Origin of the sequence: Pseudomonas qingdaonensis (genome assembly GCF_018398475.1) — a bacterium.
Classification (GTDB): Bacteria; Pseudomonadota; Gammaproteobacteria; order Pseudomonadales; family Pseudomonadaceae; genus Aquipseudomonas; species Aquipseudomonas palmensis.
Window position 1 is genome coordinate 2,764,060 of the sequence record NZ_CP074676.1, and the last position, 22,631, is coordinate 2,786,690.

Sequence of the window (22,631 nt, forward strand, 5' to 3'; positions counted from 1 at the left end):
CCGTACTCGATCACTTGCACCCGGAGCTTTGATGACCTCGCCCAAGCGACTCCATATCGGCCTTTCACTGGCCCCCACCTGGCTCAGCGGCGACGCCTGGCGGCGCGCCGACAGCAACGTCGAGGGCCTGTTCACCAGTGCCTTCGCCATCGATCTGGCGCAGCGCGCCGAAGCCGCGCACCTGGACTTCGTGTTCCGCCCCGACGTCAGTTGCCTGCCGGTGGAAATGCTCGAAAGCGGCCCTGGCTTCACCAGCCTCGACCCCACCATCCTGCTGGCCGCCGTGGCCCAGCAGACCTCGCACATCGGCCTGGTGTCGACGGTGTCGACCACCTTCTATCCGCCGTATGTGGTGGCGCGCCAGCTGCAATCGCTGAACTGGATCAGCAACGGGCGCGTGGGCTGGAACATCGTCACCGCCTTGCAGGGGCACGAGAACTTCGGCCTTGAGCAGATGCCCGACGCCGACGAGCGCTATGCGCGGGCGGCCGAGTTCACCGAGCTGGTGCACCAGCTGTGGGGCAGCTTCCCGTTCGAGGCGCTGACCATCGACCGTGCCAATGGCTGCTATGCCGACACCACCCAGGTGCGCCCGGTCAACCATGAGGGCACCTACCTCAAGGTCAAGGGCCCGCTGAACCTGCCAGCCTTCCCCGGCACGCGCATTCCGCTGATCCAGGCCGGTGCCTCGGAGTCGGGGCGGGATTTCGCCGCCTCGGTGGCCGACCTGGTGTTCGCACCCACGCCCGACAAGGAAGCGGCGCTTGAACTGCGCCGTGACCTGGGCCGGCGCGCCGAACGCCACGGCCGCTCGGCGCAGGCGATCCGCCTGCTGCCGGGCCTGAGCCTGTACCTGGCCGACACCCGCGAGCAGGCCCGGGCGGTGTTCATGCAAACCCACGGGCGCATGAACCGCGCGCGCAAGCTGGCCTCGATCAAGGAAATGACCGGGCTGGACCTGGCCGACTGGCCCCTCGACCGCCCGGTGACCCGTGCCGACCTGCCGGTGGTTGCGCCGGACGCCTCCAGCCGTACCCACAGCAGCCTGCTGCGCCGGCTGATCGAGCGCGAGTCGCTGAGCATCGACCAGCTGCTGCTGCGCCCCGAGGTGATCTCGGCGGCGCACTGGCAGGTGGTCGGCACCGTCGACGATGCCTTCGAGCAGATCGCGGACTGGGCTGCCAGTGGCGCCATCGATGGCTTCATAGCCGCGCCCGGTGGCTCGGTCGAGTCGCTGAACCTGTTTCTCGACCAGTTGATGCCACGCCTGGTGCAGGCCGGCCTGTTCCGCGAGGGCTACAGCGGCTCGACCTTCGCCCACCACCTTGACGAGCAGGGCTAGACGATGAAAAAGATTGTGGTGGCCGTGCTGGCCATCGTCGCTGTGGCCAGCGCCTCCCTGTGGCTGGCCCGGCAGCCCGCCGAGCTTGCGGACGAGGCGCCGACGGCGTCGGCGCAGGCCTCGCCCAAGCGCATCGTGTCCACCTCGCCGAGCGTGACCGGCATCCTGCTGGCCATGGACGCGCCGTTGGTGGCCAGTGCCGCGACCACGCCCAGCCGCATCTCTGATGCCAAGGGCTTCTTCACCCAGTGGGCCGAGGTGGCCGACCAGCGCGGCGTGCAGGTGCTGTACAAGAACCTGGTGTTCGACCTCGAAGCGGTGGTCGGGCAGGCGCCCGACCTGCTGGTGGTGTCGGCCACCGGCGCCGACAGTGTGCTGCCCCACCAGGCCGAGCTGCAGGCCCAGGGCATCGACACGGTGGTGGTCAACTACGCTAACCACAGCTGGCAGGAGCTGGCGCGCCAACTGGGGCAGGCCAGCGGCCTGCAGGCGCAGGCCGAGGCGGCCATCGAGCGCTTCGACGCCTACGCCGCGCAGGCTGCAGCGCGCATCACGCCACCTGCCGGCGCGGTCAGCGTGGTGGGTTACAACCTGGGTGGCAGCTATTCGGTAGCGCGCCTGGACAGCCCCCATGCGCAGCTGCTGGCAGCTCTCGGGTTCGCGGTGGCCGGCTTGCCGCAAGGGTTGCAAGGGCAGGTCAAGCGCAGCTCCGACGTGGACTTCATCTCCCGTGAAAACCTCTCGGCGGCCATCACCGGCGACACGGTGTTCCTGCTGGGCGGCAGCGACGCCGACGTGCAGGCGTTTCTCGCCGACCCGGTGCTGGCCAACCTGCCGGCGGTGGTGCACAAGCGGGTGTATGCACTGGGGCCCAGTTCGTTTCGCATCGACTACTACTCCGGGCGCGAGATGATCGACGCCGTGGCGCGGGCGTACCGCTGAGCCATGGTGCGATCAAGACGTTGTCAGGGCCTGCTGCTGGGGCTGCTGTTGCTGGTCGTGGCGGTGCTGGCGAGCCTGGTGGTGGGGTCGCGCAGCATCGGCGTGGCCCAGGTGTTCGAGGCGCTGTCGGCCTACGACCGGCTCGATGACCAGCACCTGATCGTGCGCGAACTGCGGGTGCCGCGCACGCTGGTGGCGATACTGGCCGGGCTGGCGCTGGGCCTGGCCGGTGCGATCATGCAGGCGGTCACCCGCAATCCGCTGGCCGAACCGGGCCTGCTGGGCATCAACGCCGGGGCCGGGGTAGGGGTGATCGTCGGTGTGGCCGTGCTGGGCCTGAGCAGCATGAGCGGCTACGTGTGGTGCGCCTTCGTCGGCGCCGGGCTGGCCGGGGTGGCCGTGTTCATGCTGGGCCGTGCCCAGGAGACCGGCACCAACCCGGTGCGCCTGGTGCTGGCCGGCGCCGGTCTGTCGGTGATGCTGGCCTCGGTCACCGGCATCATCATCCTCAATGCGCCGGCGCAGGTGTTCGACCAGTTTCGCCACTGGGCATCGGGGTCGCTGGAAAAGAGCGGCTTCGAGGCGGTGGGCGTGCTGGCGATGGCCGTGGTGCCGGGCGCTGTCACGGTGCTGGCGCTGGCCGGCAGCCTCAATGCCATGGCCCTGGGCAAGGACCTGGGCCTGGCGCTGGGGGTGAACGTGCGCCTCACCTGGCTGCTGGCCTGCCTGGCGGTGATGCTGCTGGCCGGCGCTGCCACCGCCGCCGCCGGGCCGATCGGCTTTGTGGGGCTGGTGGCGCCGCACCTGGCGCGCCTGCTGGTGGGCCCGGACTACCGCTGGATCCTGCCGTACTCGGCACTGTTTGCCGGCGTGCTGCTGTTGGGGGCCGATGTGCTGGGCCGGGTCGTGGCGGCGCCGGCGGAAGTGGCGGCGGGTATCGTCGCGCTGCTGATCGGCGGGCCGTTCTTTATCGCGCTGGTGCGCACATTCCGGTTGAGCAAGCTATGAACACTACCGCTACACGGGTCGTCCGCCTGGCCGCCCTGTCGTTTCGCTGGCAGCCACGGGGGTTGCTGGTGTGTGCCGTGCTGGTGCTGCTGGCCCTGGGGCTGGGGGTGCTGCTGCTGGGCATCGGCACCTTGCCGTTGACGCCGGGCCAGGTGCTGGCCAGCCTGCTGGGGGCAGGGCCGAGCCCGACCACCGAGCGCATCGTGCTGCGCGTGCGCCTGCCCCGGGTGCTCACCGCGTTGTGCGTGGGCGCTGCATTGGGCATGGCCGGCTCGATCTTCCAGTCCATCTCGCGCAACGCGCTGGGTTCGCCCGACATCATCGGTTTCACCACCGGGGCGGCGAGCGGGGCGATCGTGCAGATCATCCTGTTCGATGCCGGCCCGCTGGGGGCGTCGCTGGCGGCGGTGATCGCCGGCGTGGGCACCGCTGCGCTGGTATTCGTGCTGTCGATGAAGGGCCGCACCACCGGCGGCTATCGCCTGGTGCTGGTGGGCATCGGGGTGGGCGCGATGCTCTCGGGGCTCAACACCGTGCTGCTGGTGATGGGCAACCTCGACCAGGCCATGTCGGCGCAGATCTGGCTGGCCGGCTCGCTCAACACCCGCACCTGGTCGCATGTGCTGCCGGCGGCGCTGGGCCTGCTGCTGGTGGTGCCGGTGGCGGTGTACCACGCACGGCGCCTGAACATCCTCGAACTGGGTGACGACAGCGCCGCCCAGCTGGGTGTGGCGGTGGAGCGTACCCGCTTGCTGATGGTGATGGCGGCGGTGGGCCTGACCGCGATCGCCACCGCGGCGGCCGGCCCGATCAGTTTCATCGCCCTGGCCGCGCCGCAGCTGGCACGGCGCCTGACCACCTCGGCGCAGGTGCCGCTGGTGAGCGCAGCGCTGATGGGGGCGGTACTGCTGTTGGCCGCCGACCTGCTCAGCCAGCGTTTTGTGGCCAACCTCAACCTGCCCATCGGGCTGACCACCGGCCTGCTGGGCGGGGTGTACCTGCTGTGGGTGCTGGCGCGCAATCGGCGCGCCTGAAAGAAGGACGACACGTCGCGATTCATCACCTTTACGTAAACGTAACCTTGTGCCACTCTGCCGATCAGGTTGTCGGCGCCTGCGGGTGACGGCCCTGCAAATCTCAAGCACACTCCCTTGAGTTACATTGCCTTAAGTGCACAACGTTCGACGGGCGCTGGAGTAAGCGATGGCACGCACCATTCTAATAAAAAACGCCGCTGACCCTTTGCAGGAGTCACGCCAGGCACGCATGAAACTGGTCCATGACGGGGAGTTGCCGCTGGGCATGTTGCGCGACGAGATCGATGCCTCGTGGCGGCGCAGCCTCGGCCATGGCCTGAGTTGCCTCGAAGGCGAGCGGCACGAGCTGGCCGCCCCGCAGCGCGGTGAACTCAAGCGCCTGCTGGAAAGCAACCGGCTGCTGATCGACGCCGCCACGCCGGAGCTGGAGTACCTGGTGTCGCGCCAGGGCAAGGGCGGCATCATCATCCTCGGCGACGCCCAGGCCAACGTGCTGGCCATCGAGGGCAACACCGAGCCACTGCGCCAGACCGGGTTGCGCGACCTGCACCCGGGCAGTTGCTGGAGCGAGTCGGTGCGCGGCACCAATGCCATCGGCACCGCCGTGGTGGAAGGGCGCCCCACGCTGATCAACTGCGGCGAACACTACCTGGACCGCCTGAGCCCGTTCTCCTGCACCTCGGTACCGCTGCGCGACCCGCGCGGCGAGATCATCGGGGTGCTCGACCTGACCCGCGAAGGCGTCATGGCCCAGCCCCAGGACAACCTCTCGACCCTGCTGCTGGCTGCCGGCAACATCGAAAGCCGCATGTTCGGCCTGTGCTACCCCGAGCAACTGGTGGTGGCCTTCCACAACCGCCCGCAGTACCTGGGCAGCGCCTGGCACGGCCTGCTTGCCCTGAGCCTGGACGGCGAGGTGCTGGCGGCCAACGACCAGGCCTGCGCCTTGCTGCAGGTATCGCGCGCCGCCCTGGTGGGGCGCAGCTGCAGCGACCTGATCGGCGAACGCTCCAGCGCCTTCATCAGCCGGGTATGGCAGGGCGGCATCAGCAGCGTGCAGACCGCCAAGGGCGAGTTCTACTTCCGCTCCCAGCACCTGCCGCGCCAGCCCGTGATTGCCGCGACACCTGCACCCGCTGCCCCGGTGGCCGCGCAGAAGAGCGTCGACCTCGAGGCCCTGGCCGGGCGCGACAGCAGCCTTGCGCGCACCTTGCGCATGGCCCTGCAGGGCCTGAAGAACGAACTGCCGGTGCTGCTGCTGGGCGAAACCGGCACCGGCAAGGAAGTGGTGGCGCGCGCCCTGCACCAGGCCAGCCCGCGTGCCGGCAAGCCGTTCGTGGCGGTCAACTGTGCGGCCATACCCGAGGGGCTGATCGAGTCCGAACTGTTCGGCTACCGCGAAGGGGCCTTCACCGGCTCGCGCCGTGGCGGCATGGTCGGGCGCCTGATGCAGGCCCACGGCGGCACCCTGTTTCTCGACGAGGTGGGTGACATGCCGCTGGCCCTGCAGGCACGCCTGCTGCGGGTATTGCAGGAGCGCCGGGTGGCGCCGCTGGGCGCCGGCGAAGAGCAGGACATCGACGTGGCGGTGATCTGCGCCACCCACCGCGACCTCAAGCGCCACGTGCTTGAGCAGCAGTTTCGCGAAGACCTCTACTACCGAATCAACGGCGTGAGCCTGCGCCTGCCGGCACTGCGCGAGCGCGACGACCTGGGCACCCTGATCGACAGCCTGCTGCACAAGTTCGGCGCCCACGGCGTGCGCCTGAGCAAGGAGCTGGCCGCGTTGCTGAACAACTACGACTGGCCCGGCAACATCCGCCAGCTGGAGATGGTGCTGCGCTCGGCGGTGGCCATGCGCGAGCCGGGCGAGCCACTGCTGGGCCTGGAACACCTGACCGACTGCCTGCTCGAAGACCTCAGGGGCAGTACCCAGCAGCCCGGCAGCATCCGCGAAAACGAGGAGGAGCTGATCCGTGGCGCCCTGGCGCGTCATCACGGCAACATCACCGCGGCAGCCGATGCCCTGGGCATCAGCCGCGCCACGCTGTACCGCAAGATCAAGCAGCTGCGCAGTTGAACCGCCTGGGTCGAGTGCTGCTGCGCCTGGTCAATACCGACGACCCGCAGCTGATGCGCCGGGCGCTGGCCTGGCTGTACGGCTTCGTGCGGCCCCACGGGCGGGCGATCGGCGTGCTGCTGGGGTTGTCGCTGGGCGCCTCGCTGCTGGTGCTGGCCCAGCCCTGGCTGGTCAAGACCCTGATCGACGAGGGCCTGCTGGCCAAGGACTTCGAGGTGCTGTGGCACATGGCGGCGATCATGGTTGGCGTGGGGCTGGCGAGCACCGTGCTGTCGGGGGTCAACCGCTACCTGCACACGCGCCTGTCGGGGCGCATCCTGTTCGCCCTGCGCGACGACCTGTATGGCCACCTGCAGCAGCTGTCGCCCAGCTTCTACGGGCGCAAGCGGCTGGGCGACATCCTTTCGCGGCTCGATGGCGACGTCGCGGAAATCCAGCGTTTTGCGGTGGATTCGCTGTTTTCGGCGGTTTCCAGCCTGATCGGCCTGGTGGGCGCGGTGAGCCTGATGCTGATGCTGTCGTGGCAGCTGACCCTGCTGCTGGCGGTGCTGATTCCCATCGAGGTGCTGTGGCTGCGCTGGATGCGGCGCAAGGTCGAGCGCGAGGTGCGCCAGCTGCGCGAACGCTCGGCCGATGTCTCGTCGTTTCTGGTCGAGACCCTGCCGGCGATGAAGTTCATCCAGGCTGCGGGCCAGCAGCAGCGCGAAGCCGGGCGCCTGGGGCGACTGGGCCAGGGCTACATGGGGCAACTGCTCAAGGTGCAGGTGACCGAGTTCCTGACCCAGGCGGTGCCGGGCACCCTGACCTCGCTGTGCCGCGCCGCGGCGTTTCTGGTGGGCGGCTACTGGGTGATCCAGGGCACCTGGCAACTGGGCGCGCTGATTGCCTTTTCCACTTATCTGGGCATGGCGGTGGGGCCGGTGCAGAGCCTGTTGGGCCTGTACGTGGCGGTCCAGCGCATGGCCGTGAGCCTGGGCCGGGTGATGGAGTTGCAGCAGGAGCCGGTCAGCGTGACCCAGCCGGCCGCGCCGCAGCCGATGCGTGACGGCGGCGGCGAGCTGCGCCTTGAAGGAGTGTGCTTTGCCCATGAGCAGCGTCGTGGCGCGGTGCTGCAGGATGCCCGGGTGTGCATCGGCGCCGGGCTCAAGGTTGCCATCAGCGGCGCTTCGGGGGTTGGCAAGTCGACCCTGATCGACCTGCTGCAACGCTTCTACGACCCGGACCAGGGGCGCATCCTGCTCGACGGCCAGGACCTGCGCGACCTCGATCTGCTGGCACTGCGCCGGCGCATTGCGGTGGTCAGCCAGGACATCGTGCTGTTTCGCGGCACCCTGGCGCAGAACCTGGCCTACTGCCGGCCCGACGCGAGCCGTGCAGAACTGGAACAGGTGGTGGGCCTGGCGCGCCTGGACAGCCTGGTGCACAGCCTGCCCCTGGGCCTGGACGGGCCGCTGGGTGAACGTGGGCAGCAGTTGTCCGGTGGGCAGAAACAACGCATCGCGATTGCCCGCGCCCTGTTGCAGCAGCCATCGATCCTGGTGCTCGACGAAGCCACCTCGGCGGTCGACGAGGCCACCGAGCGCGAGGTGATCGCGGCCATCGACCAGCTGTTCGCCGGGCGCACGCGCATCCTGATCAGCCATCGGCCGTCCACCCTGGACGGCGCGGACCTTCACCTGCACCTCGAGGACGGGCAATTGCGCTGTGTACAGCCGCAGCCCGTGCGGCATGGGCACTAGCCTGCGTGTCGGGGTGATCGACAGCGGGTGCTCGGCGCATCAGGCCGGGCCTATCGCCGGTGGCCGGCGTTTCTGGCTGGAGCACGGCGAGTTGCGCGAGGGGCAGGTGCAGGCCGATGTCCTGGGGCATGGCAGCCGGGTACTCGACTGCCTGCTGGCCCAGGGCGGTGCCGGCGAGGTGCTGGTGGCGCAGGTGTTCGACCGCCACTGGCAGACCTCGGCATTGCAGGTGGCGGCGGCGCTGCTGTGGCTGGTGGAGCAGGGCGCGATGCTGGTCAACCTGAGCCTGGGCCTGCAGCAGGACCGCAATGTACTGCGTGCGGCCTGCGCCGTGGCCGTCGAGGCCGGGGTGCTGCTGTGCGCATCGAGCCCGGCGCGCGGTGCGCCGGTGTACCCGGCGCGTTATCCGGGGGTGATTCGGGTAACCGGCGATGCCCTCTGCGCGCTGGGCCAATGGTCGTGGCTCGACACGCCCCAGGCCGATTTCGGCGCTGCGGTCGATCCGGCCAGCGGCGTGGCGGGGGCGAGCCTGGCCAGTGCGGCGCTGTGCGGCCAGGTGCGCGCACTGTTGACGGCGCAGCCGAACGCGGGTCGCGAACAGGTACTGGAGCATCTGCGCCAACAGGCCGCCTTCATTGGTGCAGAACGCCGTGGGGGCGTGCATGGCTGAGCCGCGCATCCTGATACTGGGCGCCGGGCCCGCAGGCGCGGCGTGCGCCATGGGGTTGCAGCGCCTGGGCTACACGGTCGAGCTGGTGTGTGACTGGCGCCGGTTCGAGGCGGTGGAGGGCGTGTCCCAACGGGTGCTCGACGGCCTGCGCCATGCCGGCCTTGGCAGCGCACTGGAACAGGCAGCCATGCCCGCGCGCCGCCAGGTGCACTGGAACGGCCAGCAGCAATGGCTGAACCAGGAATGCCTGCTGGACCGCCGCCGCTTCGATGCCGCCCTGCGCGATGACCTGCGCCGGGCCGGCGTGGGCTTGATCGAAGCACGGGTGAGCAAACTGCACAGCACGGCGCACGCGCACCAGGTGCAGCTTAACGATGGCCGGGTGCTGCATGCCGATTTTCTGGTGGAGGCACGCGGGCGCCAGGCCCCGTTGACGGCGAGCCGCCTGCGCGGCCCCGAAAGCGTCAGCCTGCTCAGTGTGTGGCAGGGCGCGCCGGCCGAGCCGGTGTCGGCGGTGCAGAGCCTGGCCGACGGCTGGGCCTGGATGGCGCGCCTGGCCGATGGCCGCTGCTATTGGCAGATCAGCCTGGACAGCAGCGCCGGCGGTCTGCCGGGCAAGGCGCACCTGCCTGAGTACTGTGCCCGGCGTCGGGGCGAATCGGCACTGGTGGCCGAGGTATTCGGCGCGGCGGCCGGGCAGGCGGTGCCGGTGCATGCGCGCAGCAGCACGGCGATCCTGGCAGGCGCATGCGCGGGGCACAACTGGCTGCGCATCGGCGACGCCGCCATGGCGGTGGACCCGCTGTCGGGCAACGGCATCTTCCAGTCGCTTTCCTCGGCCCTGCAGGCGCCCGCAGTGATCAACACCCTGCTGCGCCGCCCCGGGCAGCAGGCGCTGGCCCTGCGCTTTCATCAGGAACGTATCGAGCAGCTGTTCCTGCGCTTCGCCCGCATCGGCCGGGATTTCTATGCCCAGGAGGCAGACAAGGCCGGGCAAGCGTTCTGGGGCCCGCGCCAGGTGTGGCCGGATGCGCAACCACTGCACCTGGCCGGGGACTTCCGCCAATGGCAGGTGCAGCAGCGCCCGGTGGTGAGCCACGGCTTCATCGAACAGGCCGAGGTGGTGGTGGGGCCCGACCAGCCGCTGGGTATCTGGCACCTCGACGGCGTGCCGCTGGCCCCGTTGGTACGTGGGGTTCAGGCCGGTCAGCCATTGCAGTGGCTGCTGCACGGCAGGCCGGCGCCGGAACAGGCCAGGCTGCGCGGCTGGCTGGCCGCGCAGGGGTACCCGGTGTGACACCTCAGAAAAAGGTGCCCACCAGCAGTTGCAGGTAGGTGCTGGTGTCGCTGCTGCCCAGCTGCAGGCCGCCGTTGTCGGCACTGCGATCAGGCTTGTAGAAACCCAGCAGCGGGCTGATCAGCAGGTGCTCGTTGACCATCCACTCCACGTACAGGTCCAGCTCGCGGCCACCCAGGTTGCCACGCGCCTTGTCCAGGGTATCGAAGTCGAAGTACAGCGCGCCAAGGGTCAGGTTCTCCCGTGGCGTGGCCTTGAGGCCCACGTGATGCACCTGGCTGTTGCTGTTGAACGGGCCGGCATAGTTGGCCGCGACCTCGCCCTGGAACCAGGTGCCGTAGCCGCGGCTGGCCCCGTAGAACAGCGGGTCGAAGGCATTCGAGAAGCGGCTGTAGCGGTAGGTGGCGGTCGGGCTCCAGGGCACCTCGGAGAAGGTCCAGGCGCCTTCCAGGTACCAGGCGTTCTCGCGCCCGCTGCGTTTGTCCTGGGTCACGTATTCGGCGGCCACCTCCAGGTCCTTGACCCCCAGGCTGCCGCGCCCGCGCAGGCTGACAGTATCCATGCCATCGCGCTCCTGCAGGCCCAGGATCGACGCATAGCGCCGGTCGACATCCAGGCCGCGAATCCATGAAATGCCCAGGGTGCCGGCTTCGCCCACCTGTTCGAGGTTGGCGATGGCAAGCTCGGTATCGGCCTGGTAATGGTTGTCCGACTTCAGCCACATCAGGTCGCCGCGCAGGCCCTCGCTGCCGCCCAGGCGCAGTACGGCCGTGCGGTCGAAGGCCTTGCGCGCGGCCAGGTAATAGGCGCCGCCGCGGTTGAAGTTCGCGCCCAGGTCGACCTTGCCAAGGTTGACCGGATCACCCTGGATCAGAAAGCCGTCGCCCAGGGTCAGCGTCTGGCGGCCGGCGGAAACGTCCACGCCGTCCTTGCCCAGCGCCGGGAACAGGTCGCCGGAGCGCCAGCCCAGGTAGGCATCCTCGACGCCGGTGCGCCGTTCGCTGCCCAGGGTCAGGCCGGCGGCGTCGCCGTCGCCCCAGGTACCGGAGCTGACCAGGTTGAACGCGCCGTAGGCCGTGCCCGCAGCGCCCAGTGCCTGGCTCGCGCTCAGCCCATACTTGACGTAGCCCTCGCGCCAGGCACTGCTGCCGGGCTGACGGTTGCCGCCCACCGCGTAGCTTTCGTCACTGTGAAATACGCCGAACAGGGCCTCGAGGTCGGCGTTCAGCACGCGGCCCTCGTTGTTGTACAGCTCGTGGGCCTGGGCGCTGCAGGCCATGAGGGCAAGCGTCAGCGCCAAGGGCGTGCGGGCGGCTCGAATCATCGGTGTGCTCCTTTCTTGTTGTTATCGAAGGTGTGCAGCGAGCTGCACCGGCCCAAGCAACTACTGCGCCATGCCTGCACGACGCGTTCAACCCGATGAAATGTCGGCGATTTGTCTCCCAGCCCGGCGAGATCGAGGCGGGCCGTACTGTCTCAGCCGCCCATCGACTGTCTCAGAACGGCACACACGCACGCACTCCCAGGATGCCTTGAAACCGGCCAAGCTGCTGTTCTGGCAGGTGAAACCTGGCCTGGCGCAGTACTTGTATGGCCGCTTGCACAACAACAAGAAGGAGTAGGCGTCGTGAGCGATCTGCGATGGGATACGTGCTGGCCACCGGCCCTGGGGCTGCTGCTGTGCTGCGCGCTGCTGTGGTGGCTGCCCCAGGTGGGCAACCTGCTGCTGGTGCTGATTGCCGGGCTGGTGGTACTGGGCGCCGTGCGCGCCCGGCTGCGCCAGATACTCTGGCGGCTGGCGCTGGTGGGGCTGTGTGCGGCGTGCCTGAGCCTGGTGATGCACCTGCTGGCCGACCATTTCCAGCTGCGCTACATCTGGCTGTACAGCAGCGCCACGCTGCCGGCCTACCTCAAGGTCGCCAACCTGTGGGGCGGCGATGAAGGCACCGTGCTGCTGCTGGCTACCCTGTGCATGGGCATCGGCGTGCGCAATGCCGCGCTGCCGGGCTGGGCCGGGCGCGCCAATGCGCTGGTGGCGGCCTGGTACACCCTCACTGCCGCAGGGTTGGGGCCGTTCACGGCAACGCCGGCCGACTGGCTGGCGGCCCAGGCGAGCCAGGGCATGAACGCACACCTGCAGACGATCTGGATGGCGTTTCACGCGCCGCTGATTATCGCCGCCTATGCCTGGGCCATCGCCCCGGCCGGTGCTGCGCTGGATGCACTGGCACGTACCGGCGACGCCTACGGTGCGCTGGCATGTACCTACGGCAGGCGCGCCTGGCTGGTACTGACCGCCGGCATCGGCATGGGCATGGTGTGGGCGCTCGAAGACTTCACCTTCGGCCAGCTATGGCACTGGGACCCGGTGCAGACAGCCGCCTTCGCGGTATGGGCGATGCTCGGCGCGTTATTGCACGGGGCACGGCGCTGGCGGCCGCAGGGCCGCCACTGGCGCGCGCTGCCGCTGTTCAGCCTGCTGACTGCCGCGCTGGCCTGCATCGCCATGTCGGTGACGCGCAGCGAGGTGCTGGCCAGTTCACACCGCTATATCGGTACCACTTCATGGCTGGGGCACCTGGCGCTGGCGGGGGGCATCCTCGGCCTGATGCTGTGGTTTGCCTGGCGAGCGTTGAGGCGGCCGGCGGCGCAGGCCCGCCCAGTGCGCCGGTCGGCTTCGGACTGGGGGCTGGACCTGTCGATGTGGCTGTTCGCCGTGGCCGCGTTGCTGGCGGTGGGCCAACTGCTCGGCGCTCATGTCGGTCAGTGGCTGGCGCTGGAGAAGGCCTCGGAGCTCAAGCCGTTCTTCGAGACCCTGGCCGTGTGGGCCAGTGCCGAGGAGCTGGCCGGTCTGCGCCGGGCCTTCGATCACTGGGACGTGGACGGCCATGCCCTGGGCAAGTGGCTGATGCCCGTCATCGGCTTGCTCGGGCTGCTCGGCGGGTGGGTGTTCCTGCGGCGCAGCCTGCCGGCGCGCTACGCCGGCCTGATTACCCTGGGCATGGCGCTGTGGGTGGCGCTGACGGCCTGGCGCGGTGCCTGGCTGACCTCGCGCTACACCGGCGAAGGGGTGCTGTCCCAGCGCATCGTGCAGGTGCTGCCGTGGCTGGACGCGGCCCTGCTGGCCGGAATGTTCCTGCTGCTGGCGTGCCTGGCCTGGGGCTTGCGGGTACTGTGGCGCAGCCGCCGGCTCGGCACCCTGCGTCATACGGCGCCGTTGGCGCTGATTCACGGTGGGGCGATGGTGGCGCTGGCCGGTGGCCTGCTGGCCACGGCACTCAATACCTACATGCCCATCAATATTGCCCCGGCTTCATCACCGCAGGCGTGGCACCGGGTGGCCGATCAGTTGCAGGTGCGCGTGCTGCCGGTAAGCAGCCAGCAGAACTTCTCGGGCTACCAGGCGGTGGCGCAGGTGCAGTTGCGCAGCGACGACCAGGTCATCGCCGGGCACGCGCTGTTCCAGGACCGGCGCGCATTGCCGCCGGCCTATCAGGGCCCGGTGCGACAGCTGTGCGAAATCCTCGACTACCGTTATGCACGCCATGTGGGCGACCCGGGCTATGTGCTGCACCCCTTCATCGTGCGCGGCTGGGCCCAGGACCTGCAGGTATGGGTACCGGCCTCGCCACGCCTGATGACGGCCGCCGGCACGCTGGACGGTGGCGACGCGATCCAGGGGGTGATCGTGGTACGGCGCTATCCGTTCGTGTCGCTGGTGTGGCTGGGGTTGCTGGCGATGGTGCTGGGTATGCTGGTGCTGCCGGGCCAGGCTCACCCGGCCAGGCAGTGGTCTCAGCTGTCTCAGAGTTAGACAGTCATCGCGAAATTGCACGCCCGGGCAGCGCTTTAATCAATGTTGTTTATCAGGAGTATCCAGTAACTATTTGTTAAACAAGGAATTGATTTTGTTGGCATGCACTCTGCTTTGTGTGAGTCAGATGTGCAGTACAGCCCCTCGCCGGGCGCGGACGATTTATAAAAACAATACCGTGGAGGCCTGACCTTGAAGACAACACGACTCCGGCATTACCTGAGTGCCGGCACCCTGGCCATGCTGGCCTGTGCTGTTCTGCCCCCCGCCGTGGCCGAAGATGGCAAGGCGATTCTCAATGCCAAGTGCATGGCCTGCCATACCCCCGAGGGCAACGACGCCCTGAGCCGCATCAGCCACCAGCGCAAGACCCCCGAAGGCTGGCTGATGAGCATTGCGCGCATGCAGTTGATGTACGGCGTGAAGATCAGCGATGAAGACCGTCGCTCGGTGGTCAAGTACCTGGCCGACAGGCAGGGGCTGGCACCCAGCGAGACCGATGGCATGCGCTACGCGATGGAGCGGCGCCTGAACACCGTGGAGAAGTTCGACGAACCCCTCAACCAGATGTGTGCCCGCTGTCACTCCGGCGCGCGGGTGGCGCTGCAGCGTCGGCCGCTGCAGGAATGGGAACGCCTGGTGGAGTTCCACCTGGGGCGCTGGCCGTCGCTGGAATACCAGATGATGTCCCGCGACCGCGACTGGCTGGGGCTGGCGCGCAACGAAGTGGCGCCCCAGCTGGCCAAGGACTACCCGCTTGAGAGTCAGGCCTGGAGCGACTGGCAGAAGAGCAAGCCGGGCGCCGACGCACTGCCGGGGCAGTGGAGCTTCAGCGGCCACATGATGACCAGGGGCGATGTGCGCGGCGTGATGAGCGTGACCCACGACAGCGGCGACACCTTCAACATCGAGGTCAAGGGTCAGTATGCCGACGGCACGCCGTTCAATGGCAGCGGCTCGGCCATCGTATACAACGGCTACGAATGGCGCGGCAACCTGAAGATCGGCGATGTGCGCATGCATCAGGTATTCGCGGCCCTGAACGGCGAGATGAAAGGGCGCATGTTCGAGACCGAGCACGACGAGCGCGGCCTGGACTTCAGCGCGGCCAGGCAGGACAGCCCCCGCCTGCTGGCGGTACAGCCGGCGTTCATCCGCGCCGGCAACGAGGCCGAGCTGACCCTGGTGGGCAGCGGCCTGTCCGGCACCCCGGACCTGGGCGCAGGCGTTGAGGTGGTCAAGGTGCTGGAAAGCACCCCGCAGCTGTTGCGGGTCAAGGTCAAGGCGGCAGCCGATGCCGCGCCGGGGCTGCGCAACGTGGCCCTGGGTGCGCTCAAGGGCCTGGACCTTGCGGTGTACACCGAGGTCGCCGAGGTCAAGGTGGTGCCGGCGTATTCGGTGGCGCGCATCGGCGAGAACGGCGGCACCACGCCCAAGGTGCAGGGCCGCTTCGAGGCCGAGGCGTGGGGCAAGGGCGCCGATGGCCAGCCTTACCGCATCGGCTACCTGCCGGCCAAATGGACGGTGGAGCCGTTCAACGAGCAGGCCAGGGACGACGAGGACGTGAAGTTCGCCGGCACCATGCAGCGCGACGGGGTGTTCCTGCCTGCCGGCGCCGGGCCGAACCCGCAGCGCAGGATGATGGCCAACAACGTCGGCAACCTGAAGGTGATCGCCCAGCTGGAGGAGGGTGGCCTGCAAGGCGAAGGGCAACTGATCGTCACGGTGCAGCGCTGGAACAGCCCGCCGCTGCCCTGACCGCGAAGGCGGTGGGCGAGCGCGTCTCGCCCGGCTTTGCCACGACGAATCGTCACATTTGCGGAGGTCACCATGGGTGCATTATTGAATCTGGTCGAACGTAACCTGCACGAAGTGCGGGTGGACGACGACCGCATGCTGTTCCACATCCCCAGCAGCTCGCTGTTCGCCACCGATGACGTTACCGGCGGCATCATCGACGCCCTGCGCGTGCAGAGCTGCACCAGCGAAGACCTGGTGCTGCGTCTGGCCGGACGCTTCGCCGGGCAGGACGTCAACGAGACCCTGCGCGAGCTGATTGCGCTGGAAGTGGTCAACGACGGCTCGCCGCTGACCCCGGAGCTGGGCATCAGCCGGGTCGAGCGCACAGCGCTCAACACCGTGGTGCTGAACGTCAACACCGGCTGCAACCTCAGTTGCACCTACTGCTACAAGGAAGACCTGGACAAACCCTCGGCCGGCAAGAAGATGGGCGCCGACACCGCCGAGGCCTCGGTGGAGATGCTGCTGCGCGAGTCGCCCGACGAGGAGCGCTACAGCGTGGTGTTCTTCGGCGGCGAGCCGTTGTCCAACCGCCCGCTGATCGAGCACATGGTCAACTACTGCGAGCGCCGCTTTGCCGAGGCCGGCAAGCAGGTGGAATTCATCATGACCACCAACGCCACGCTGCTCACCGAAGAGATCGTCGACTACCTCAATGCCCATCGCTTCGGGCTGTCGGTGAGCATCGACGGGCCCAAGACCGTGCACGACCGCAACCGCATCACGGTGGGCGGGCAGGGCACCTACGACGTGGTGCGGCGCAAGGTCGACCTGCTGCTGTCGCGCTACCGCAGCCGCCCGGTGGGCGCGCGGGTGACGCTGACCCGTGGCATCACCGACGTGGAGACCATCTGGAACCACCTGTTCAACGAGCTGGGCTTTGCCGAGGTCGGCTTTGCGCCGGTCACCTCGGGCGACATGTCCGACTTCAACCTCACCGGCGACGAACTGGTGGAGGTGTTCGCCAACATGAAGGCCCTGGGCCGGCGCTACCTGGAGGCGGCGCTGGAGCACCGCAACATCGGTTTTTCCAACCTGCACCAGCTGATCACCGACATCCACGAAGGCCACAAGAAGGCGCTGCCCTGTGGGGCCGGGCTGAAAATGCTGGCGGTCGACCACAAGGGCGAGCTCAACCTGTGCCACCGTTTCACCGGCTCCAGCCTGCCGACCTTCGGCAACGTGCACGGCGAGGTCAAGCAGGCCGAGCTCAACGACTTCCTGTCCCAGCGCCTGGACCGCAGCGGTACCGGCTGCGACACCTGCCACATTCGCAACCTGTGTTCCGGCGGCTGCTACCACGAAAGCTACGCCCGCTATGGCGACCCGACCCATCCCACCTACCACTACTGCGAACTGATGCGCGACTGGGTGGACTTCGGCATCGAGGTCTACAGCCGCATCATGGCCGCCAACCCGGCCTTCATCAGCAGTTACATCACCCCGCGGAAGGCGCACTGACATGAAACATCTGAAGCCGCTGAACAACAAGGCACTGATTCTGGAACAGGCCGCTGCCGAAGACCGTCTCGAGGAAGTGGTGGCAATGAGCAGCGTGGCCGGGTGCACCGCCACCACCGACCCGGGCTGGGAAGTGGACGTGTTCGGGGGGGGGGCGTCGCTGTGCCAGCCGATGGAGGCAGACCTCTATGGCTGCTCCGACCCGTGCTGGTGGCCGGCCCAGGTGCCGGACATGATGAGCACCTTCCCCGACTGGAACAAGGACGCGCAAAGCTCCGACGAGGGCTGGCGCAACCTCACCACCGTGTTCCCGAACGACAAGTGACCTGACGACAAGAATAAAAAAGGATACCGCTATGAAGCTTCAGTTCATCGGCCGCATGGCCGCGACGAGCTTGGGTCTGTTTGCCATCTGCACCGCTGCCGGTGTCGGCCTGGCCTTCGCGGCCAGCGACGTACCCGCCAACGCGTCGGGGCCTGCGCTCAAGCCGGGCAAGGAATACCTGCTGGCCACCAACTACCCCAACAACCTGCACCTGATCGACGTGGCCAGCGACACGCTGTACAAGACCTGCCAGATGCCCGATGCCTTCGGCCCGGGCGCGGCGCAGGTGGCGCCGGACAAGAAGGTCGCCTACGTGCTCAACAACCACTACGGCGATATCTACGGCATCGAGCTGGACACCTGCAAGACGGTGTTCCATGCGCGCCTGGCGTTCAAGCCGGGCGAGCAGGCCAAGTCGATGCTGTCGCTCGCCGTCAGCCCGGACGGCAAGGAACTGTACAGCGTGGCCAACCCCACGCAGATTCTCAACGACCACTATGCGGTGCAGGCGCCGCGCCTGCAGGTGTACGCCACCGACGCCGGGTTGAACGCCCAGCCGCTGCGCACCTTCGAGGTGCCGAGGCAGATCTCGATCATGCAGGCCGCGGACGACGGTAGCCTGTACATGGCCGGGCGCGACATCTACAAGCTGGACGTGAAGACCGGCCAGTACAGCGTGGCCTTGCCCACCGGCAGCTGGAAGCGCCCGCTGTACAGCCCGCCGGACCTGCTCTACATCTGGTCTCACCAGACCGCCCGGCGTGATTTCTCGTTGCTCTACACCGCCGCCAAGTACAAGGACGAGAAACAGGACGCTGACACCGCCGACTTCGTCTACGGCTACGTCAGCGTCGACCTGACCACCGGCAAGACCCAGGTTCAGGACTTTGCCCCGGTCACCGAGGTGTACTTCACCGGCATGCGCTCGCCCAAGGACCCCAACCAGATGTTCGGCGTGCTCAACCGCCTGGCCAAGTACGACATCAAGCAGCAGAAGCTGATCAAGGCCGCGAACCTGGCGCATTCGTACTACTGCATCAGCTTCGACAAGGCCGGCAGCAAGCTGTACCTGACCGGCACCTTCAACGACGTGGCGGTGTACGACCCGGACAGCCTGGAGCTGGTGGCGAACATCAAGCTGCCAGGCGGCGACATGGCCACCGGTACCGCACAGGTATTCACCCGCTGACTCAACGCAGGCGGGCAACCACCTGCGCCGGCCCATAACAATCACAAGGGGCAACCATGAATCAACCGAGCTATACCCAGGGGCGTCAGGACAAGGACCTGCTCGCCATGACCATCGGCGCGGCGTTCGACGCCACCGCGGCCAGGTTCGCCGCGCGTGAAGCGCTGGTGGTGCGCCACCAGGGCCTGCGCTACAGCTGGCAGCAACTGGCCGAGGAGGTCGAGCGCCACGCCCGGGCCCTGCTGGCCCTGGGGCTGCAGCGCGGCGATCGCCTGGGCATCTGGGCGCCCAACTGCGCGCAGTGGTGCATCACCCAGTTCGCCAGCGCCAAGGTCGGCGTGATCCTGGTCAACATCAACCCGGCCTATCGCAGCAGCGAGCTGGAATACGCGCTCAAGCAGTCCGGCTGCAACTGGGTGATCTGCGCCGACGCGTTCAAGACCAGCGACTACCACGCGATGCTCCTCGGCCTGGTGCCGGAGCTGGCCAGCGTCGCCCCCGGCAGCCTGAACTGCCAGCGCCTGCCGGCCCTGCGCGGCGTGGTGAGCCTGGCCGAGCAACCGCCCACAGGCTTTCTGCCCTGGGCGGGCCTGCAAGGCATGGCCGAGGCGGTGACCGTGCAGGCCCTGGCCGAGCGCCAGGCCGGCCTGCACTGGCACGACCCCATCAATATCCAGTACACCTCCGGCACCACGGGTTTCCCCAAGGGGGCAACCCTCAGCCACCACAACATCCTCAACAACGGCTACATGGTCGGCGAGAGCCTGGGCCTGACCGAGCACGACCGGCTGGTGATCCCGGTGCCGCTGTACCACTGCTTCGGCATGGTCATGGGCAACCTGGGCTGCCTGACCCATGGCTCGACCATGATCTACCCCGGGGATGCCTTCGACCCGCTGAGCACCCTGCGCGCCGTTGCCGAGGAGCGCGCCACCGCGCTCTACGGTGTGCCGACCATGTTCATCGCCGAACTGGACCACCCGCAGCGGCATGAATTCGACCTGTCGAGCCTGCGCACCGGGATCATGGCCGGCGCCACCTGCCCGATCGAGGTGATGCGCCGGGTGATCGACGAGATGCACATGAGCGAGGTGCAGATCGCCTATGGCATGACCGAGACCAGCCCGGTGTCGCTGCAGACCGCTGCCGAGGACGACCTGGAGCTGCGCGTCACCTCCGTGGGGCGTACCCAGCCGTGCCTGGAGAGCAAGCTGGTGGACAGCGACGGGCTCACGGTACCCCGCGGGCAGATCGGCGAGCTGTGCACCCGTGGCTACAGTGTCATGCTCGGCTACTGGGAAAACCCCGAGGCCACCACCGCGAGCATCGACCACGAGGGCTGGATGCACACCGGCGACCTGGCGGTGATGGACGAGCAGGGCTATGTGCGCATCGTCGGGCGCAGCAAGGACATGATCATTCGCGGGGGCGAGAACATCTACCCGCGGGAGCTGGAGGAGTTCTTCTTCACCCACCCGGCCATCGCCGACGTACAGGTGATCGGCATTCCGTGCAGCCGTTATGGCGAGGAGATCGTGGCCTGGGTCAAGTTCCACCCCGGACACAGTGCCAGCGAAGACGAACTGCGCGAATGGGCCAGGGCGCAGATCGCCCACTTCAAGGTGCCGCGGCACTTTCGCCTGGTGGACGAGTTCCCCATGACGGTCACCGGCAAGGTGCAGAAGTTTCGCATGCGCGAGATCAGCATCGAGGAACTGACCCTGGCCAGGCAAGGCCAGCTGGCGGCCAGGGGGTAGGCCTGCGCCGCCGGGTGCGGGCGGTCATGCAGGGCGCATGACCGCCCGGGCGGCACTCAGTGCGTGCCGCGCGGCACGGTCTTGAGCAGGTCCTCGGGGCTGATATGGCCCACGATGTGCTTCACGCTGCCCGGCTGCGGCAGGTCGAGGATGTGCCCCTTCATCTTGCCGATCACGTGCATCTCGCACGGCTTGCAGTCGAACTTCAGGGTCAGTACCTCGTCACCGTGAATCAGCTGCATGGGCGCAACCTTGGTGCGCACGCCGGTGACGCCCTTGGCCTGTTTGGGGCACAGGTTGAACGAGAAGCGCAGGCAGTGCTTGGTGATCATCACCGGCACTTCGCCGGGCTCTTCGTGGGCCTCGTAGGCCGCATCGATCAGCTTGACCCCGTGGCGGTGGTAGAAGTCGCGGGCCTTCTGGTTGTACACGTTGGCCAGGAACGACAGGTGCGACTCGGGGTATACCGGCGCCGGCACCGTCTCGGCCTTGCGGCCGCCGCGCGGGTGCGCGGCAACGCGGGCGGCGGTGAGGCTCTCGATCACGTCGCGGCGCAGCGCCTTGAGCTGGGAGTTGGGAATGAAGTACGCCTGCGGCGCATCCAGGCGAATGCCGGTGGCGTGGTACTGGGTGGTGCCCAGCTGGCCGAGCAGGTCGTGCAGTTGCTCCAGCGCCTGCTCCGGCTTGTTGGCCGGGCCGAACGGGCCGGGCAGGGTGGCACTGGCGCTGATGCCTTCCTCGCTGGTGGCGGTCAGCTCAAGGCCGTGTTCACGCAACTGCGCGACCCAGCCCAGGCCGATACGGCGTTCGGCCGACGTCTTCTGCAGCGCCTGCTGCCAGTTGTGGTCCAGGTTGCGGCTCAGCGGATGGTTGGGGCGCAGCTGGTGCAGGCCCTTGGGCATCTCGTTGGGCTCTACGCGGTAGCGGTAGCGCTTTTCGCCGTCTTCGTCGAACTCGCCCCTGGCCTCGGCGATGTTGGCACGAAAGCCGACCACCTCACGCTTGACCAGCACGTTCAGGCCGTCGCCGTTGGACAGCGGTGCATGGGTGACCACCTGCAGGTCGCGCTTGCCGACCTTTTCCACCACACCCACCGGCAGGCCGGTGAAGGTGGGCGAATCGAACGCGCCGATGTCGATCTTGCGCTCGCTCACGAAGTAGTCGGTGCTGCCGCGGTGGAAGGTCTTGTCCGGGTCGGGCACGAAGAAGTGCGCGGTATGGCCGCTGGAGGCGCGGGCCAGGTCGGTGCGGTCTTCGAGCACTTCGTCCAGGCGCTGGCGGTAGTAGGCGGTGATGTTCTTCACGTAGCCCATGTCCTTGTAGCGGCCCTCGATCTTGAACGAACGCACGCCAGCCTCTACCAGGGCGCGGATGTTGGCGCTCTGGTTGTTGTCCTTCATCGACAGCAGGTGCTTCTCGTAGGCGATCACGCCGCCTTTTTCGTCCTTGAGGGTGTAGGGCAGGCGACAGGCCTGGGAACAGTCGCCACGGTTGGCGCTGCGTCCGGTCTGGGCGTGAGAGATGTTGCACTGCCCGGAGAACGCCACGCACAGCGCGCCATGAATGAAGAACTCGATGGCCGCGTCGGTTTCGTCGGCGATGGCGCGGATTTCCTGCAGGTTCAGCTCGCGGGCCAGCACCAGCTGCGAGAAGCCGGCCTGGTCGAGGAATTTGGCCCGTGCCAGGGTGCGGATGTCGGTCTGGGTGCTGGCGTGCAGCTCGATGGGCGGAATGTCCAGCTCCATCACCCCAAGGTCCTGCACGATCAGCGCGTCGACGCCGGCGTCGTACAGCTGGTGGATCAGCTTGCGCGCCGGCTCCAGCTCGTTGTCGTGCAGGATGGTGTTGATGGTGGTGAACACCCGCGCGTGGTAGCGGTGGGCAAACTCCACCAGCCCGGCGATATCGCTCACCTCGTTGCAGGCGTTGTGGCGGGCACCGAAGCTCGGGCCACCCAGGTACACCGCATCGGCGCCATGCAGGATCGCCTCGCGGGCAATCGCCACGTCGCGGGCGGGGCTGAGCAATTCCAGGTGATGCTTGGGTAGGGACATGTCTTTTTAGTCTGGCTGGTCACGGTAGCCGCGCATTGTAGCCGCGCAACGCGCTGTCGGCACCTTTGCCGACAGGCGTCATGCAGATTGACCAGCCCCCTTCGCCGGTGAGGCCG

General features: G+C 67.9%; 16 protein-coding genes. 14 read left to right on the forward strand and 2 right to left on the reverse strand.

All coding sequences use genetic code 11. The features are described from left to right. Nucleotides 1–31 precede the first annotated feature (31 nt). The 8 genes from KH389_RS12630 (at nucleotide 32) to qhpG (ending at nucleotide 10,115) form a co-directional block, all read left to right on the forward strand. A complete protein-coding gene (locus tag KH389_RS12630) occupies nucleotides 32–1,342 on the forward strand; it encodes an NtaA/DmoA family FMN-dependent monooxygenase (RefSeq protein WP_213607423.1) in 1,311 nt (436 codons plus the stop codon). Between the two features lie 3 nt (nucleotides 1,343–1,345). Beyond that, the gene (fepB, locus tag KH389_RS12635; RefSeq protein ID WP_213607424.1) at nucleotides 1,346–2,284 is read left to right on the forward strand and encodes a Fe2+-enterobactin ABC transporter substrate-binding protein; all 939 of its coding nucleotides are present in this window, start codon (nucleotides 1,346–1,348) and stop codon (nucleotides 2,282–2,284) included. A gap of 3 nt (nucleotides 2,285–2,287) precedes the next feature. Continuing rightward, nucleotides 2,288–3,292, forward strand: a complete 1,005-nt coding sequence (locus KH389_RS12640; RefSeq protein ID WP_054914475.1) for a FecCD family ABC transporter permease — start codon at nucleotides 2,288–2,290, stop codon at nucleotides 3,290–3,292. Next, on the forward strand, nucleotides 3,289–4,326 hold the full coding sequence (locus KH389_RS12645) for a FecCD family ABC transporter permease (protein ID WP_213607425.1): 1,038 nt from the start codon (nucleotides 3,289–3,291) through the stop codon (nucleotides 4,324–4,326). Before KH389_RS12640 ends, KH389_RS12645 begins: the two co-directional genes overlap by 4 nt. 169 nt (nucleotides 4,327–4,495) lie before the next feature. Then, nucleotides 4,496–6,409 carry a sigma-54-dependent Fis family transcriptional regulator gene (locus KH389_RS12650; RefSeq protein WP_088515045.1) on the forward strand — a complete coding sequence of 638 codons (1,914 nt, stop codon included), beginning with the start codon at nucleotides 4,496–4,498 and terminating at the stop codon, nucleotides 6,407–6,409. A 5-nt stretch (nucleotides 6,410–6,414) separates the two neighbouring features. Then, nucleotides 6,415–8,148 (forward strand): ABC transporter ATP-binding protein, encoded by a 1,734-nt coding sequence (locus KH389_RS12655; protein WP_116055342.1) that lies wholly within the window; start codon nucleotides 6,415–6,417, stop codon nucleotides 8,146–8,148. Next, nucleotides 8,138–8,818 carry a subtilisin-like serine protease QhpE gene (gene qhpE, locus KH389_RS12660; protein ID WP_213607426.1) on the forward strand — a complete coding sequence of 227 codons (681 nt, stop codon included), beginning with the start codon at nucleotides 8,138–8,140 and terminating at the stop codon, nucleotides 8,816–8,818. The genes KH389_RS12655 and qhpE overlap by 11 nt, the downstream gene beginning before the upstream one ends. Further along, entirely contained in the window at nucleotides 8,811–10,115 is a 1,305-nt protein-coding gene (gene qhpG / locus KH389_RS12665) for a flavin-dependent monooxygenase QhpG (RefSeq protein ID WP_213607427.1), read from the forward strand. Before qhpE ends, qhpG begins: the two co-directional genes overlap by 8 nt. A 4-nt stretch (nucleotides 10,116–10,119) precedes the next feature. Here qhpG and KH389_RS12670 read toward each other — a convergent pair whose 3' ends face one another. After that, complete coding sequence (locus KH389_RS12670) at nucleotides 10,120–11,439, reverse strand: alginate export family protein (protein ID WP_213607428.1); 1,320 nt, start codon at nucleotides 11,437–11,439, stop codon at nucleotides 10,120–10,122. Between the two features lie 303 nt (nucleotides 11,440–11,742). On the opposite strand from KH389_RS12670, the gene ccsA reads away from it, so the two are divergent. The 6 genes from ccsA to KH389_RS12700 all read left to right on the forward strand — a co-directional run bounded on the left by ccsA (nucleotide 11,743) and on the right by KH389_RS12700 (nucleotide 20,461). Further along, nucleotides 11,743–13,929 (forward strand): cytochrome c biogenesis protein CcsA, encoded by a 2,187-nt coding sequence (ccsA, locus tag KH389_RS12675; protein ID WP_244988705.1) that lies wholly within the window; start codon nucleotides 11,743–11,745, stop codon nucleotides 13,927–13,929. Nucleotides 13,930–14,169: 240 nt separating this feature from the next. Then, nucleotides 14,170–15,687 carry a quinohemoprotein amine dehydrogenase subunit alpha gene (gene peaA / locus KH389_RS12680; RefSeq protein WP_213607523.1) on the forward strand — a complete coding sequence of 506 codons (1,518 nt, stop codon included), beginning with the start codon at nucleotides 14,170–14,172 and terminating at the stop codon, nucleotides 15,685–15,687. 72 nt (nucleotides 15,688–15,759) lie between these two features. Next, nucleotides 15,760–17,190, forward strand: a complete 1,431-nt coding sequence (peaB, locus tag KH389_RS12685; protein ID WP_104572474.1) for a quinohemoprotein amine dehydrogenase maturation protein — start codon at nucleotides 15,760–15,762, stop codon at nucleotides 17,188–17,190. Between the two features lies 1 nt (nucleotide 17,191). Then, nucleotides 17,192–17,515 (forward strand): quinohemoprotein amine dehydrogenase subunit gamma, encoded by a 324-nt coding sequence (gene qhpC, locus KH389_RS12690; protein ID WP_213607429.1) that lies wholly within the window; start codon nucleotides 17,192–17,194, stop codon nucleotides 17,513–17,515. 31 nt (nucleotides 17,516–17,546) lie between these two features. After that, on the forward strand, nucleotides 17,547–18,704 hold the full coding sequence (gene peaD, locus KH389_RS12695) for a quinohemoprotein amine dehydrogenase subunit beta (protein WP_082405698.1): 1,158 nt from the start codon (nucleotides 17,547–17,549) through the stop codon (nucleotides 18,702–18,704). Nucleotides 18,705–18,760: 56 nt separating this feature from the next. Continuing rightward, nucleotides 18,761–20,461, forward strand: coding sequence for an AMP-binding protein (locus tag KH389_RS12700; protein ID WP_210014419.1), 1,701 nt, complete (start codon nucleotides 18,761–18,763; stop codon nucleotides 20,459–20,461). Between the two features lie 56 nt (nucleotides 20,462–20,517). Here the strand turns inward: KH389_RS12700 and KH389_RS12705 are convergent, their stop codons facing one another. After that, on the reverse strand, nucleotides 20,518–22,515 hold the full coding sequence (locus tag KH389_RS12705) for a peptidase U32 family protein (RefSeq protein WP_078480936.1): 1,998 nt from the start codon (nucleotides 22,513–22,515) through the stop codon (nucleotides 20,518–20,520). Nucleotides 22,516–22,631 lie beyond the last annotated feature (116 nt).

Bases quoted from the DNA above. Each gene is read 5' to 3' on its own strand.
- KH389_RS12630 (WP_213607423.1), top strand. From the start codon at position 32: ATGACCTCGCCCAAGCGACTCCATATCGGCCTTTCACTGGCCCCCACC.
- fepB (WP_213607424.1), top strand. From the start codon at position 1,346: ATGAAAAAGATTGTGGTGGCCGTGCTGGCCATCGTCGCTGTGGCCAGC.
- KH389_RS12640 (WP_054914475.1), top strand. From the start codon at position 2,288: ATGGTGCGATCAAGACGTTGTCAGGGCCTGCTGCTGGGGCTGCTGTTG.
- KH389_RS12645 (WP_213607425.1), top strand. From the start codon at position 3,289: ATGAACACTACCGCTACACGGGTCGTCCGCCTGGCCGCCCTGTCGTTT.
- KH389_RS12650 (WP_088515045.1), top strand. From the start codon at position 4,496: ATGGCACGCACCATTCTAATAAAAAACGCCGCTGACCCTTTGCAGGAG.
- qhpE (WP_213607426.1), top strand. From the start codon at position 8,138: ATGGGCACTAGCCTGCGTGTCGGGGTGATCGACAGCGGGTGCTCGGCG.
- qhpG (WP_213607427.1), top strand. From the start codon at position 8,811: ATGGCTGAGCCGCGCATCCTGATACTGGGCGCCGGGCCCGCAGGCGCG.
- KH389_RS12670 (WP_213607428.1), bottom strand. From the start codon at position 11,439: ATGATTCGAGCCGCCCGCACGCCCTTGGCGCTGACGCTTGCCCTCATG.
- peaA (WP_213607523.1), top strand. From the start codon at position 14,170: ATGCTGGCCTGTGCTGTTCTGCCCCCCGCCGTGGCCGAAGATGGCAAG.
- peaB (WP_104572474.1), top strand. From the start codon at position 15,760: ATGGGTGCATTATTGAATCTGGTCGAACGTAACCTGCACGAAGTGCGG.
- qhpC (WP_213607429.1), top strand. From the start codon at position 17,192: ATGAAACATCTGAAGCCGCTGAACAACAAGGCACTGATTCTGGAACAG.
- peaD (WP_082405698.1), top strand. From the start codon at position 17,547: ATGAAGCTTCAGTTCATCGGCCGCATGGCCGCGACGAGCTTGGGTCTG.
- KH389_RS12700 (WP_210014419.1), top strand. From the start codon at position 18,761: ATGAATCAACCGAGCTATACCCAGGGGCGTCAGGACAAGGACCTGCTC.
- KH389_RS12705 (WP_078480936.1), bottom strand. From the start codon at position 22,515: ATGTCCCTACCCAAGCATCACCTGGAATTGCTCAGCCCCGCCCGCGAC.